The following is a 13,294-nucleotide window of genomic DNA, read 5'->3' on the forward strand; positions in this document are numbered from 1 at the left end:
TGATGGGCGCACAGTGGAAGGTTAAACACAAAGAAGCGGCGTCTAACGCCAAGGGCAAGATCTTCGGCAAACTGGTGAAGGAAATCACCATTGCTGCCCGTAACGGTGCCGATGTCGCGACCAACGCGCACCTGCGTCTGGTGGTCGAACAGGCGAAAAAGGCTTCGATGCCCCGCGAAACCCTGGAACGCGCGATCAAGAAAGGCTCCGGCCAGCTCGGCGAAACCGTGCAATACCATCGCGTGACCTATGAAGGCTTCGCACCGCATCAGGTGCCGCTGATCGTCGAATGCGTGACCGACAACATCAACCGTACCGTCGCTGAAATCCGCGTCGCGTTCCGCAAAGGCCAATTGGGCGCTTCCGGCTCGGTGACCTGGGACTTCAACCATGTGGGCATGATCGAGGCCTCGCCGGACAGCCCGGATGCCGATCCGGAAATGGCCGCCATCGAAGCCGGCGCCCAGGATTTCGAACCGGGCGAAGAAGAGGGCACGACCCTGTTCCTGACCGAGCCTGCGGACCTGGATTCGGTACAGAAAGCCCTGCCCGAGCAAGGTTTTACTGTGCTGTCGGCCAAGCTGGGTTATCAGCCGAAAAACCCGGTCAGCGGTCTGAGTGATGAGCAGATGGCTGAAGTCGAAGCCTTCCTCGAAGGCCTCGATAACCACGATGACGTGCAGGACATGTTTGTCGGGTTGGCGGGTTAAACCGCTTCGAGCGTGTGATGACCTGTGGCGAGGCCCCTCGCCACAGGTTTGTATTGGCTTCCAGTGGTTGAAGCCAATACCGTCAGTGCCTGAACAAGCTCGCTGAACCCCGGTCGCGTCAGCACCTGCGGCTGACAGCAGCGCTCCTGCAACTGCTCCAGCTGCGCACGACCTTCATCGCTCAGCCCCGAGTCGATCCGCTCCAACAATTCCCCCAGCAAAACACCAAACGCCCGCACCTCGATCCGTTGCAGCGCACGGCTTTCAAGGCTGTCCGAGGTGGCATGGAAAGACGCCGCGCCAAAATCCCCCAGCAGGCAATCACCGTGCTCGTTCCACAAAATGTTATGGCCGTAGAGGTCGCCGTGGGTGATGCCCTGTTGGTGCAAATGTTCGGCCGCCGAGGCGATGCCAGAGGCGATGCGCAAGGCCACGCCGACGCTGAACCGGGTGTCGTTGGCGTAAACGTCGCGGGTACATGACGCCAGGCTCGGCAGCCCGGACAGATTGCGATAGCTCGGATCGATCAGATGCATCACCAGCCCGGCCTGGGCTTCTGGATGCCCAACGACTCGCCCTTCAATCCGGATCAGGTTGGGGTGGCAACCTGCGGTGATGCAGGCGTTCATTTCGTGCAACGGCGAGCCATCGCTGGTCATTTCGCCTTTGTAGAGTTTGACTGCAACCTGTGTGGCCAGTTGGCCCGGTCGATCCCACATTGCCCGATGAATCACCCCCGACGCGCCTTCGCCCAGTTGCTGCTCCAGGCGCAGTTCGGACCAGGGAATGTGGGGCGTGGCTTCGAGGGCGGCCGCATCGGCTTCGGTCTCCAGCGGGTTACCGGCGTACGCCAGCCAGGTCAGGCTCGGCAGGGACAGCAGCCACTCGGGCAACTCGGTCAACCGATTGGCGGCGATGCGGATCAGTTCGAGTCGATGGCAATGACGCAAGCTCTCGGGCAAACGCTGCAAGCGGTTGCCAGCAAGCATGAGTTTTTGCAGGTGCGGGCGTTCACCCAGCTCGGCGGGCAACTCAGTGATGCCGTTATCGGTCAGGATCAGCCAGCGCAACAACGGTGGCAGGGCGGCGCCTGGCACGCGTTCGATGCGGTTGGCCTTGAAGCCGACCATCGTCAGTGCGGCGCATTGGCCCAGGCAGTCGGGCAGTTCGGTAAACAGATTGTCCGAGCAAAACAGCACGCGCAAACGGGTCAGGCGGTGCAAGTCGTCCGGCAGGCTGCTCAAGGCATTGCCACTGAGGTTGAGGACTTCCAGCGAGTCCGCCAGGTCGAAGATTTCTCGCGGAAACTCCGTCAGGCCGCCGGTGAGGTCCAGGCGTGTGATGCCCGACAGTTGGCCGGCGCGCAGTTGGGCAAGGGTATCCATGAACAGATCCACTATTGATCGAGAGGAGGCGCGGGGGCCATAGAAAGGGCGACATGATAGCCGGAAAAGTGTGGTGTCTGTCAGGCAGGGTTTTCAGCGCATCGGGCTGATCGCGATGACTGAACATCCCTTGGTGCAGTTGCGCAAACAACTCATGAAAATGCAGGCGCTGTTTTTCCGCGATGGGAATGGCCTGGAAAAACCCGTCGAGCAGCCAGCTCTTGCCGCGACCCACGGTGCCATGCACAAACTCGCCAGCCCCCAACCTGTAGCAGCTGCCGAGCCTGCGAGGCTGCGTTCGGTTCGGGCCGCGTTCGGACGAAGCAGTCGTAAAACCAAACACCGCGGTCATTCAGGTAAACCACAGGGAATGGATGGGCGACTGCTGTGCAGCCGAACGCAACCTCGCAGGCTCGGCAGCTGCTACATCGATTGCGTTCCTGCTGAAAGTTATGGGGTGTTTGTCAGTTACCGCTCGATACTGCGATTCCACCGTGCATTCCACGCCGGGCGCTGTTCGTTGACCTGATCCCAATCGATTGCAATGGCCGTGGTCAGGTACTGTTTCATCGCCTCGACCTGACCGCGCGTCTTGTCGGTGGTCGGGGTAGTGGGGTTGGACGGGATCTGGTCGCCGTCTTCAAGCGCGGCGGCCAGGGCTTCAGGCGTCAGCAAGAAGGCGGCGAGTTTCTGCGCCAGTTCCGGTTGGGTGTTGTTAGCGATGGTGCATTCGGCAATGTTGAGCACCACGGCACCTTCCTTCGGCTGCGCATACTCCACCGGCATGCCCTTGAGTTTCAGAGCGGTGACCTGGGTCGGCGTGAGCGGGAACAGCGCCGCTTCGTCGGTCTGAAGCATTTCGGAGATCTTCGCCGAGCTAGGGATGTACTCCAGCACGTTGCGCCCGACAGTCTTCGGCCAGGCTTTGAACCCCGGCTCGACGTCGGTTTCGCTGCCGCCCTGAATCCGGTTGAACATCAGGAAACCGTGCAGACCGAAGGTCGAGGAGGCCATCGATTGGAACACCAGTTTGTCCTTGAAGCGCGGGTCGGCCATGTCCATCCACGAGGTCGGCGCGGTCCAGCCTTTCTCCTTGAACAACCGCGTGTTGTACGCCAGTCCGGTCACGCCGAGGCTGACCGCCACCGCTTGATCCTTGATGCGGCCCTTGGCCGGAATCTGCGCCAGCGGTGCGCTGTCTTCGAGTTTGTCGCACAGCCCCATGGCGATGGCGCGGTACATGATGCCGTCGTCGAGGAACATCACGTGCATCTGCGGGTTGCCTTTGCTGGCCTGGACCTTGGCCAGAATATCGGCGGAGGTGCCGGGCACAATCACCACGTTGACGTTGTTGGCCTTCTCGAAAACCGGCAGCACCTTGTCGGCGTAGAGCCGCTCCATGGTCCCGCCGTTCATGCCCAGATAAAGCGTCGGTTCGGCCTGGGCCTGGGTGACCGGGAGTAGGGCGCCCAAGCTAGAAAAACTAAGCCATGACAAACCGAGCAGTGCACTGCGTTTGACGTTATTCATTGGCGCGACCTTCCTCTATCAAGCTACGGAGATGGAGTGAAACCGGGTGATGGAAAACGCATCCAGCGACGTTTTTGCGGCGCCGCTGCAGATGATGTCGGTGAGCGCCTGGCCCACCGCAGGCCCGATCTGAAAGCCCGCACCGGCAAAGCCGAATGCGTGCAACAGACCGGGTTGAGTGCCACTGTGGCCGATCACCGGTTGGCGATCGGGCAGGTAACCTTCGGTGCCGCTCCAGGTGCGAATCGCCTGGGCGCCTTCGAGAAACGGGTAGAGCTCGACGGCCTGACGCAGGATCTCGATCACCGCGTGCTGACCGGGCCGGGCGCGGGCGTCGTCGAGGGCAAAACCCTGGCCACCGCCCAACACGCAATTGCCGCGCGCGACCTGACGGGCATAGATACCGCCGCCCTCGACCCCGGTGCTGGCATTCATTACCAACGGCAACGGCTCGGTGACCAGCATCGCCGGGTGTCCGGCGTGCATCGGCACCGGTTCGCCGAATTGTGCTGCCAGGCTGCCGGCCCACGCGCCGGCGCAGTTCAGCAGCCAGGGAGCGTGCAGTTCGAGACCGGTTTGCGTGCTGACGCGAAAGCGCTGATCGTCGTGTTCTACCGCCGCCACCGGGCATTGTTCATGGACCTGCGCGCCATGCCGACGCGCCGCCCGGGCAAACGCCGGGGAGACCAGTCGCGGATTGGCGTGACCGTCATCGGGGCAAAACGAGGCACCGACCGCCACCTCGCCGACCCACGGAAAACGTGCACGCAATTCACTGCGCTCGAGCACCTGCAAATCGAGGCCAAAGCCCTGACTGCCGGCGGCATAGTCTTGCAACGCATGCAGATCGCTGAGGCTGCGGGCCAGTTTCAGGTGGCCACTGCGTTGATACTCGCCGTCGATGCCAATCAGCTGCGGTAGCTGCCCCCAGATGTCGTGCGCCCGTTGCGACAGCGGCAGTTGCGACAGTGGTCGCCCCTGACGCCGCACGCCGCCGTAGTTCACGCCGCTGGAATGCGAACCGCAAAAATCCCGCTCCAGCAGTGCGACGCGACGCCCGGCCTTGCTCAAAAAGAGAGCGGCCGAGGCACCGACAATGCCGCCGCCAATGATGACGGCATCGACCTCGATCATGATTCGACCTCCAGGCCAAACGGTAGCGGTTTGATCGGGGCCTGAGCCCGCAGTCGACCGATGTCGGACACGGATCGCTGGCTTTCGCAGGCAATGATTTCCGCGGCGGCGGCGCCACACATCCGGCCTTGGCAACGGCCCATGCCGACCCGGCAATGGGCCTTGACCCGGTTGATCTCCCAATGGCCCTCCCGCACGACTTGGCGGATGTCACCGGCCCGCACTTCTTCGCAGCGGCAAATCATCAAATCATTCGGGGCATCGGCGGCCCAGTTCTCGGGAAAGACGAAGGCCCGTTCCAGGCCTTGGCGGAAGGTATCGATCCGTCCCAGCGCCCGTTCCAATTGCGCACGACGTTGCGCCGGGATCAGGTAACCGATGTCCTCCAGCAATGCCAGGGCGGCGCGTTCGCCGGCCATCTCCGCAGCATCGGCGCCCATGATGCCGGCGCCGTCACCGGCCAGGTAAACCTCGGCGACACTGCTGCGACCGGCGCTGTCACGTTGCGGCAGCCAGGCGCGGTTGATCGGGTTCCAAGTGAACTCACAGCGGAGCAAATCGGCGAGTTGGGTTTCACTGCGCAGGCCGTGGGCGAAGGCGACGGCGTCGCAATCGAGTTGCTGTTCACCCTTTGAGTTGGACCAGTTCAACGACTGCACACGTTGTTCGCCATTGATGCGTTTCAGGATTGCGCCCTGATATACCGGGATGCCGTGGGCGGTCAGCCAGCTGCGGTAATAGATGCCTTTTGCCAGCGTGGACGGTTGCGAGATCAGGCCGGGCAGGGCGCGGGCCTGGGCGCTGAGCGGCGAACTGTCGAGCACCGCGACCACCTTGGCGCCGGCCTTGGCGTATTGATAAGCCACCAGGTACAGCAACGGACCACTGCCGGCGAACACCACCCGTTCGCCAATGGCGCAGCCTTGAAACTTGAGGGCGATCTGCGCCGCGCCCAGGCTGTAAACCCCCGGAAGGGTCCAGCCCGGTACCGGCAAAATCCGGTCGGTTGCGCCCGTGGCGACGATCACTCGGGAGAACGCCAGCCGTGCGGCGCGACCCTCATGCAAAGTGTCGAGCGCGCCGTCCTCGGCGTTCCATACCAAGGTCTCGGGACGGTAATCGAGTTGCTCGCGCAGCGCGTCGATCGTCTGGTGCAACACACTGGCCTTGCCGGCTTCGAAGCCATACAACTTGTCCGGTGAACGCTTGAAGTTTGCCGGTTGCCGCCGATAAATCTGTCCGCCACCACGCGCTGCTTCGTCCAGAAGGACAGGTCGAATGCCATGGGCAACCAGTGTCTGCGCTGCACGAATACCGGCCGGACCGGCACCGATGATGACCACCGAAGGTTCGCTCATAAATGTCGCCCCGGTTCGCGGCTGATCTGCTGGCCGGCTTCGAGCAACGTTGAGCAGGCGCGCACCCGTCGGCCATCGCCCAGTCGAACCCAGCAGTCCTGACAGGCACCCATCATGCAAAACCCGGCGCGGGGTTCGGCGCTGAAGTCGCTGCCGCGCAAGTGGTCGCTGCAGGTCAGCACCGCCGTCAGCAAGGTGTCGCCGAGCAGGCCGGTGGCCGGTTGGCCGTCGAGGGTAAAGTCCAGGGCCGGGCGGTCGCCTTCGGCCAGTCGTTTCAGCAGAGCCATGGCGCCCTCATTGTTTGCCCACCAGAACCCGATCGAGACCGTAGACCCGATCAAGCAGAATCATCGTCAGCGCGGTCAGCGCAATCACCAGTGCCGACACCGCTGCCATCATCGGATCGATGGATTCGGTGGCGTACACGTACATGCGCACCGGCAGGGTTTGCGTGGCCGGCGAGGTGACGAAGATCGACAGCGTGACCTCATCGAAACTGTTGATGAACGCCAGCAGCCAGCCACCGGCGACCCCCGGCAGAATCATCGGCAAGGTGATTTCCCGGAACAGCGTGAAGCGCCCGGCACCGAGCGATTGCGCGGCGTGTTCGGCGCTGCGATCCAGGCCGATGGCCGACGCCAGCACCAGTCGTAACACGTACGGTGTAATCACCAGCACGTGGGCGAAGATCAGCCAGGCAAAGCTGCCGTTGACGCCCATCAGCGCAAACAACCGCAGCAGCGCCACGCCGAGCACCAGGTGCGGAATGATGATCGGCGACAGGAACAGACCGTTGAAAAAGTCCCGACCGGGGAACTCGAACCGCGTGATCGCCAGCGCCGCCGGCACCGCAATCAGCGTCGCCAGACTGGCGGCGCAGAACGCCAGGATCAGGCTGTTGTAGAACGCATCGACAAAGTCTGCACGCTCGAACACCGCGCGAAACCAGCGCAGGGAAAACTCCGTGGTCGGCAGGCTCAGGGTGTTTTCCGGGGTGAAGGCCACGAGGCAGACCACCACCAGTGGCGCCAACATAAACAGCACCACCAGGGTATGGAACAGCAGGGCGAAAGGACCGTTCTTGGACATGACGAGTTATCCCAATGACTTCTTGTAGCGGCCTTCGATCATCCGGTTCCACGACAGCATGATCAGCAGGTTGAGCAACAGCAGGGCCACGGCGATGGCCGCGCCCATCGGCCAGTTGAGCTCTGACAGGTATTGGTCGTAGATCAGCGTGGCGACCATTTTCAGTCGGCGTCCGCCGAGCAGGCCGGGAATCGCAAACGAACTGGCGGCGAGACCGAACACGATCAACGTGCCGGAGAGCACGCCGGGCATGATCTGGGGCAACACCACTTGGCGCATCACGGTGAAGTGGCTGGCGCCGAGGGACATCGCGGCCTGCTCGGCGGCCGGATCGAGTTTTTGCAACGAGGTCCAGACCGGAATAATCATGAACGGCAGCATCACGTGGACCAGCGCGATCACCACCGCAAACGGTGTGTAAAGCAATTTCATCGGCGAGCCGCCGAAGGCTTGCAGGGTCTGGTTGACCAGGCCGTCGGCACCCAGCAACAGGCTCCAGCCAAAAGCGCGCACCACCACCGAAATCAGCAACGGGGTTAGGATCAGAATCAGGAAAATCGAGCGCCACGGTGCGCCCATGCGGCTGAGGATGTAGGCCTCGGGCACGCCGATCACCACGCAGAGCAGGGTGGTCAGGGCGCTGATCCACATCGTGCGCAGAAAGATTTCGTAGAAGTACGGGTCGCCCAGCAGGCTGCTGTAGTGGTCGAGGGTGTAGGCGTCGCCGTTGATCCCAGAGCTGTAGTCGAAAACGTTGAATGACAACACCAAAGTCAGCAGCAGCGGGATAACCAGCAACCCAAGGTACAAGGTCAGGGCCGGAGTCGACAGCCAATAGCCCTGGCGTCCCTGGCGAATGGCGGCAAGCGTACTCATGCCGGCACCTCGTCGACACTCAGTACCCGCAGCAACGTTGCGTCCCAATCGAGGCCGACCGCCGTGCCTTCGGTCAGCGGTGCCGAACCGTCGTTGCGGCGCACCACGCTGAGTTCGCCCAGGGTCGTCGATACGCCGTACAGCCATTGGCTGCCGAGAAAGAAGCGACTGACGATCTTGCCTTGCAGCCGGCCATGGCCTGCGTCGCGCAAATCGATTTTTTCCGGGCGCAGACTCAGGGTCAGTTCGCCGTCACCGCGACTGCACACCTGAACGCCACCGGCGCTGTCCCGCTCGCCGGGCAGCAGATTGGCCTTGCCGACGAAACCGGAAATGAATTCGGTGCGCGGGTGTTCGTAGAGGGTGTAGGGCGCGTCGATCTGGGTGATACGCCCAGCCTGCATCACCACCACCCGGTCGCTGATAGACAGCGCTTCGGACTGGTCATGGGTGACCATCAGCGTGGTGATCCCGACTTCGCGCTGGATGCGGCGGATTTCGAACTGCATCTCTTCGCGCAGGTTGGCGTCGAGGTTGGACAGCGGCTCATCAAGCAGCAGCACCGGGGGCTCGATCACCAGGGCTCGAGCCAACGCAACACGTTGACGCTGGCCGCCGGAGAGTTCTCGCGGGTAGCGCTCGGCATGCGGGTTCAGACGCACCAGTTTCAGCACCCGGTCCACCCGCTGCTGCAATTCGCCGTTGGCCACTTTGCGCATGCGGAGGCCGAAGGCGACGTTGTCTTTCACCGTCATGTGCGGGAACAGCGCGTAACTCTGGAACACCACGCCCAAGCCGCGGCTGGCGGGTTTGGCGTGGGTGATGTCGCGACCGTCCAGCAGAATGCGTCCGCTGCTGACTTCGACGAAGCCGGCAATCATTTGCAGGGTGGTGGTTTTGCCGCATCCGGAGGGGCCGAGCAGCGAGACGAACTCGCCTTTCTCGACCGAGAGGTCGGTGGCAACGACGGCGTCGATCTCGCCGTAACGTTTGCCGAGTCCTTCAAGTTGCACAAAAGCCATAACTGCGCTCCACCTGGGATTGTTATGCGCGGCCTGAGGTCGCGCTTTTTTGTATGGGCAGATACGAAAAGATCTTGCGGGGGGCGTTGGCGCTCGACTTGGGTCGGCTGCCGCTGTTGTTCGAATCGCCCCTGTCTGGACGCAGAGTAGGACGAAGAATAGGATGGGCTCAATGGTCTATTTCACTGAAGCGATGGCTATTTTAAGTTTCATTCGGTGAGTAAATTAATAATCGAGAAAACCCATGACAGATTCCATTGAGCGGAATGAAAGCAAAAGTGATGTCGGTGTTGGCGCGGTCTCCAGACTGTTTGCCGTGCTGCGCAGTCTGGGTGACACCGTCGAGGGCGGGGAGCGCGTGACGCAACTGGCCCAGCGCGTCGGTTTGTCACAACCGACCACGCACCGATTGCTGCGCAGCCTGATGGATGAGGGCATGGTCGAGCAGGATGCGCGCAGCAAACGCTATCGCTTGAGTCTGGAGTTTTTCGCCCTGGCGGCCCGTGCCGGGAATACCGCAAACCTGCGCGAACTAGTGCGCCCGGCGCTGCTGCGGCTGTCGGCGTCGTTGGGGGATTCGTTGTTTTTGCTGGCGCGCAGTGGTTTTGATGCGATCTGCCTGGACCGCAGCGAAGGGCCGTTTCCGATCCGCACGTTTACCGGTGACATCGGCGGGCGCGTAGCACTGGGTGTGGGGCAGGGCAGCCTGGCGATTCTGGCGTTTTTGCCGGAGGAAGAACGGGATACGGTGATTCACTACAACTTGCCGAGGCTCAAGGATTTTCACCTGTACGACGAGGTGTTCCTGCGTTCGGAAGTCGAGAATGTGCGCAAACTGGGTTACGCCGGGCGCAACACGGGCGTGTTGCAGGGCATGGCCGGGGTGGCCGTGCCGATTCTGGATCGTGAAGGGCGGGCAGTGGCGGCGTTGAGTGTGGCGACCGTGAGTGATCGGCTGGGGCCGGATCGCTTGCCGACGGTGGTCGAAATGCTCAAGCGCGAAGCGGCGCTGATCGGGCCGCGGATCAATCCGTTCGATCCGTTGCTGCGCCGGCCGTCCCAAGTATTTGGGCAGGGCTGACCCCTACGTCGATCGTTCCCACGCAGAGCGTGGGAACGATCGGTAGCAAGGTCAGAACTGGACGGTTTGTTTGAGCAACTGCGCCGCCGGCGTATCAGTCGGGCTGACCATCGCATAGTTGTACCCGCCCCCCGACCAGTACTCGGCCTGCAACTCGCCATCGCTGCGACTGCCTCTGGGCAACAGGTAGTTTTTCGGTCCCGGTGGGCGGACGTAGAAGCTGACTTTATGGCCGCTTTGATCTTCATAGACCACCATCGCCGCCGGCCCTTGCTCGGTGCTGAGCAAGCGTCCGCTGACCGGTTTGAAACCGGCGCCCGAGAGGTCAGGCAAGCGATTGGCTTGAGTGAAATAGCGGTCGAGCCAACCCTGCATGTCACCGTCATCGCTGATTGTGTAATCGGCCGGCAAGATGCCTTGCTGGGCAATCAGGCGATAGGCCTGCAGGGCATCGGTCATCGGCGGCGTGGCACTGATGAGCATCATCTCCCGGGCTTGCCAACCGCTGAGCGCGCCGACGCTGACCGCGATCAGCAACACGGCGGCGCTGGCCAGGTGGCGGCGAGATTGTCGTTTGAGGCGTTGGCGAATCAGCGCCGGGTCGAGGTTCAGGTTGGCCGGTTGCTGCAGGGCGCCGCTCAATGCCGCGCGCAATTGCTGGGCGTCCTGCTGCCAGGCACGCACGTGTGCAGCCACTTCAGCGTTGCTGGCCAGGAAAGTCTCCACCAGACGTCGGTCGGCATCGCTGAGTTGATGGTCGACGTAGGCGTGCAGGTCACGCTCGCTTGGGGGCATGCTGATCATTTGAGTCTCCGCAGAGAAGGGCGAGTGATTTCGCCGTCGCTGAGTTGGCGCAAGGCCTGGCGGGCACGGGACAGGCGGGACATCACGGTGCCCGTGGGGACGTCGAGAATCTCGGCGACCTCTTTATAACTCAAGCCTTCCACCGACACCCAAAGGAGTAACGCGCGTTGTTCGGTGGTGAGCTGGTCGAACGCTTGCAGCGTCGATTGGGCGATTACGGTGCGCTCCACCGATGGCTGTGTATCGTCGCGCCCGGTAATGAATTCGAGCATCCGCGCATAACGCCGGGAGCGTCGGTGAGCATCGAGAAACTGGCGATAAAGAATCGAAAACAGCCAGGCGCGCAAGTCGCCCGCGGGGCGTTTGTCGCCCCAACTCGACAGCGCGCGTTCAAGGCAAGACTGCACCAGATCGTCGGCGCTGCTGGGGTTGCGCGTCAACGACACGGCAAACCGGCGCAATCTGGGAATGATTTCTCTCAGTTGTTCGTCGATATCGTTCATGAAGCTCTGACTAGTCACTACGCTGTGGACTAGGAAGACGCCCGGCAGTCGAGGTTATTCCACGCCTGAAAAAATAAATACCGCGCGATGGAATAAACCGCCGTGGGGTTCGTCTGCTTGATCCTTCTCACTTGTGGCCGATGGCCCTGGAGTCTTTCATGGTAGATCGCTCATCACCGCCAACCCGGCCACCCTTGAGTGCCGCGAGCCTGATATTCCGTCTGGCTGGCATTGCCGTGGTCGTCGCCGCCCTGGCCGGGGCTTTTGCCTACGTCAACGGCACCTTTGACCCACAGCGTCTGACGCCGAAAAAGCTGATCAATGTGCTGGAGACCAACAACGGGGTGCACCCCGGCTTCCGGCGTAATCATTCCAAAGGCGTGTGCGTCATCGGGCATTTCGAGAGCAGCAGTGAGGCGCGCAGTTTTTCCAGTGCTCAGGTGTTCAACGAAGCGCGGACCCCGGTGGTCGGGCGTTTCGCATTACCGGCCGGCAATCCTTATGCGCCGGACAACAGCGTGCCGATCCGTAGTCTGGCGCTGCGTTTCACCCAGGCCAACGGCCAGCAGTGGCGCACCGGGATGAACAGCATGCCGGTGTTCCCGGTGGGCACGCCCGAGGCGTTCTACCAATTGCAACAAGCCCAGTCGCCGGACCCGGCCACCGGCAAACCGAACCCGGCTGCCGTGCCAGCGTTCTTCGGTTCGCATCCGGAAGCTGGACCGTTCCTGGCCTGGATCAAAACCGCCAAGCCGTCGGCCAGTTACGTGACGGAAACCTACAACAGCGTCAATGCGTTTTACCTGGTAAACGCTGCGGGACAACGACAGGCGGTGCGCTGGAGCATGGTGCCAGTGGCTCAGGATGCAGCGGGTGCTTCGGCGCCTGAAGGGGGTGATTTCCTCGAGAAAGACTTGATTCAGCGTATTTCCGCAGGGCCGCTGCGTTGGCAGCTGAACATCACGCTGGCCAACCCTGGTGATCCGGTCAACGACGCCAGTAAAGCCTGGCCCGACGGTCGCAAAGTGTTGAACGCCGGCACCCTGGTCCTCGAAAGCACTCAGCCGCAACTCAATGGCGAATGCCGTGACATCAACTACGACCCGCTGGTACTGCCCGCCGGCATAGAAGGTTCCGACGACCCGTTGCTCGCCGCTCGTTCAGCGGGTTACGCCACTTCCTATTTGCGCCGCACCAGCGAAGTCAGCCAGTTGCCCTCTGCTAATAAACAGGAGACTCGTCAATGAGCGCTCAACCGAACCACTTCGCGCCTTTAGCGCGACTCCTGCATTGGCTGATGGCGCTGATGATCATTGCGATGCTGTTTATCGGCGCGGGCATGGTCGCCTCGGTATCCGAGCGCCGTGAGTGGCTGATCCATCTGCACAAACCCTTGGGCGTTGCGATTCTGCTGCTGGTGATCGTGCGTCTGGGCGTGCGTTTTTCCACTCGACAGCCACCGCTGCCGGAGGATCTGCCAGGTTGGCAAGTGCTGGCGGCCAAGGCTTCACATGTTTTGTTGTACGCCTTGATGCTGGTCCTGCCGCTGCTGGGCTGGGCGATGATTTCGGCGGCGGGGGATCCGGTCATGCTCAGCAGCTCGTTGCAGTTGCCATCGATCCTGCCGGCGAATGCGCAGGTGTTTGCGTTCCTGCGCAAGGCTCACGGGTATCTGGCGTATTTGCTGTTCTTGACGGTGCTGCTGCATTTGGCGGCGGCGTTGTTTCACGGTTGGGTGCGCCGCGATGAGGTGCTGGACAGCATGTTGCGGGGGAAGGATCGCGGATGACCCTCTGTAGCAG

14 protein-coding genes and 1 pseudogene are annotated in these 13,294 nt (G+C 62.0%); 4 read left to right on the forward strand and 11 right to left on the reverse strand.

Annotated features, from left to right (window positions below; translation table 11 throughout):
- Positions 1-2: 2 nt before the first annotated feature.
- The gene (locus QK293_RS07310; protein WP_282376489.1) at positions 3-710 is read left to right on the forward strand and encodes a YebC/PmpR family DNA-binding transcriptional regulator; all 708 of its coding nucleotides are present in this window, start codon (positions 3-5) and stop codon (positions 708-710) included.
- Here QK293_RS07310 and QK293_RS07315 read toward each other — a convergent pair.
- From QK293_RS07315 to QK293_RS07355, 9 genes and pseudogenes are all read right to left on the reverse strand, one after another.
- On the reverse strand, positions 707-2,095 hold the full coding sequence (locus QK293_RS07315; protein ID WP_282376490.1) for a leucine-rich repeat-containing protein kinase family protein: 1,389 nt from the start codon (positions 2,093-2,095) through the stop codon (positions 707-709). The genes QK293_RS07310 and QK293_RS07315 overlap by 4 nt on opposite strands.
- 88 nt (positions 2,096-2,183) lie before the next feature.
- Positions 2,184-2,345: pseudogene (gene zapE, locus QK293_RS07320) on the reverse strand (AFG1/ZapE family ATPase); the annotation flags it as partial.
- A gap of 218 nt (positions 2,346-2,563) precedes the next feature.
- On the reverse strand, positions 2,564-3,625 hold the full coding sequence (locus QK293_RS07325; protein WP_282376491.1) for an ABC transporter substrate-binding protein: 1,062 nt from the start codon (positions 3,623-3,625) through the stop codon (positions 2,564-2,566).
- 18 nt (positions 3,626-3,643) lie between these two features.
- Positions 3,644-4,759, reverse strand: a complete 1,116-nt coding sequence (locus QK293_RS07330; protein WP_282376492.1) for an FAD-dependent oxidoreductase — start codon at positions 4,757-4,759, stop codon at positions 3,644-3,646.
- On the reverse strand, positions 4,756-6,117 hold the full coding sequence (locus QK293_RS07335) for an NAD(P)/FAD-dependent oxidoreductase (RefSeq protein ID WP_282376493.1): 1,362 nt from the start codon (positions 6,115-6,117) through the stop codon (positions 4,756-4,758). The genes QK293_RS07330 and QK293_RS07335 overlap by 4 nt, the downstream gene beginning before the upstream one ends.
- A complete protein-coding gene (locus QK293_RS07340; RefSeq protein WP_282376494.1) occupies positions 6,114-6,404 on the reverse strand; it encodes a (2Fe-2S)-binding protein in 291 nt (96 codons plus the stop codon). Before QK293_RS07340 ends, QK293_RS07335 begins: the two co-directional genes overlap by 4 nt.
- Positions 6,405-6,411: 7 nt before the next feature.
- Positions 6,412-7,206, reverse strand: coding sequence for an ABC transporter permease (locus QK293_RS07345; RefSeq protein ID WP_056740278.1), 795 nt, complete (start codon positions 7,204-7,206; stop codon positions 6,412-6,414).
- 6 nt (positions 7,207-7,212) lie between these two features.
- Positions 7,213-8,082 (reverse strand): ABC transporter permease, encoded by an 870-nt coding sequence (locus tag QK293_RS07350; RefSeq protein ID WP_282376495.1) that lies wholly within the window; start codon positions 8,080-8,082, stop codon positions 7,213-7,215.
- The gene (locus QK293_RS07355; protein ID WP_282376497.1) at positions 8,079-9,104 is read right to left on the reverse strand and encodes an ABC transporter ATP-binding protein; all 1,026 of its coding nucleotides are present in this window, start codon (positions 9,102-9,104) and stop codon (positions 8,079-8,081) included. Before QK293_RS07355 ends, QK293_RS07350 begins: the two co-directional genes overlap by 4 nt.
- A gap of 244 nt (positions 9,105-9,348) precedes the next feature.
- On the opposite strand from QK293_RS07355, the gene QK293_RS07360 reads away from it, so the two are divergent.
- Positions 9,349-10,185: an IclR family transcriptional regulator gene (locus QK293_RS07360; protein ID WP_282376498.1), complete on the forward strand. Its 837-nt coding sequence runs from the start codon at positions 9,349-9,351 to the stop codon at positions 10,183-10,185.
- Between the two features lie 51 nt (positions 10,186-10,236).
- Here QK293_RS07360 and QK293_RS07365 read toward each other — a convergent pair whose 3' ends face one another.
- Entirely contained in the window at positions 10,237-10,989 is a 753-nt protein-coding gene (locus tag QK293_RS07365; RefSeq protein ID WP_282376499.1) for an anti-sigma factor, read from the reverse strand.
- Positions 10,986-11,492 (reverse strand): sigma-70 family RNA polymerase sigma factor, encoded by a 507-nt coding sequence (locus QK293_RS07370; protein ID WP_282376500.1) that lies wholly within the window; start codon positions 11,490-11,492, stop codon positions 10,986-10,988. The genes QK293_RS07365 and QK293_RS07370 overlap by 4 nt, the downstream gene beginning before the upstream one ends.
- Before the next feature lie 158 nt (positions 11,493-11,650).
- On the opposite strand from QK293_RS07370, the gene QK293_RS07375 reads away from it, so the two are divergent.
- Together QK293_RS07375 and QK293_RS07380 are read left to right on the forward strand one after the other, a co-directional pair.
- Positions 11,651-12,739 (forward strand): catalase family peroxidase, encoded by a 1,089-nt coding sequence (locus QK293_RS07375; protein WP_282376501.1) that lies wholly within the window; start codon positions 11,651-11,653, stop codon positions 12,737-12,739.
- Positions 12,736-13,281, forward strand: a complete 546-nt coding sequence (locus tag QK293_RS07380) for a cytochrome b (RefSeq protein ID WP_282376502.1) — start codon at positions 12,736-12,738, stop codon at positions 13,279-13,281. The genes QK293_RS07375 and QK293_RS07380 overlap by 4 nt, the downstream gene beginning before the upstream one ends.
- Positions 13,282-13,294 lie beyond the last annotated feature (13 nt).

This window comes from Pseudomonas sp. AL03 (genome assembly GCF_029960815.1).
In the GTDB taxonomy this organism is placed as follows: domain Bacteria; phylum Pseudomonadota; class Gammaproteobacteria; order Pseudomonadales; family Pseudomonadaceae; genus Aquipseudomonas.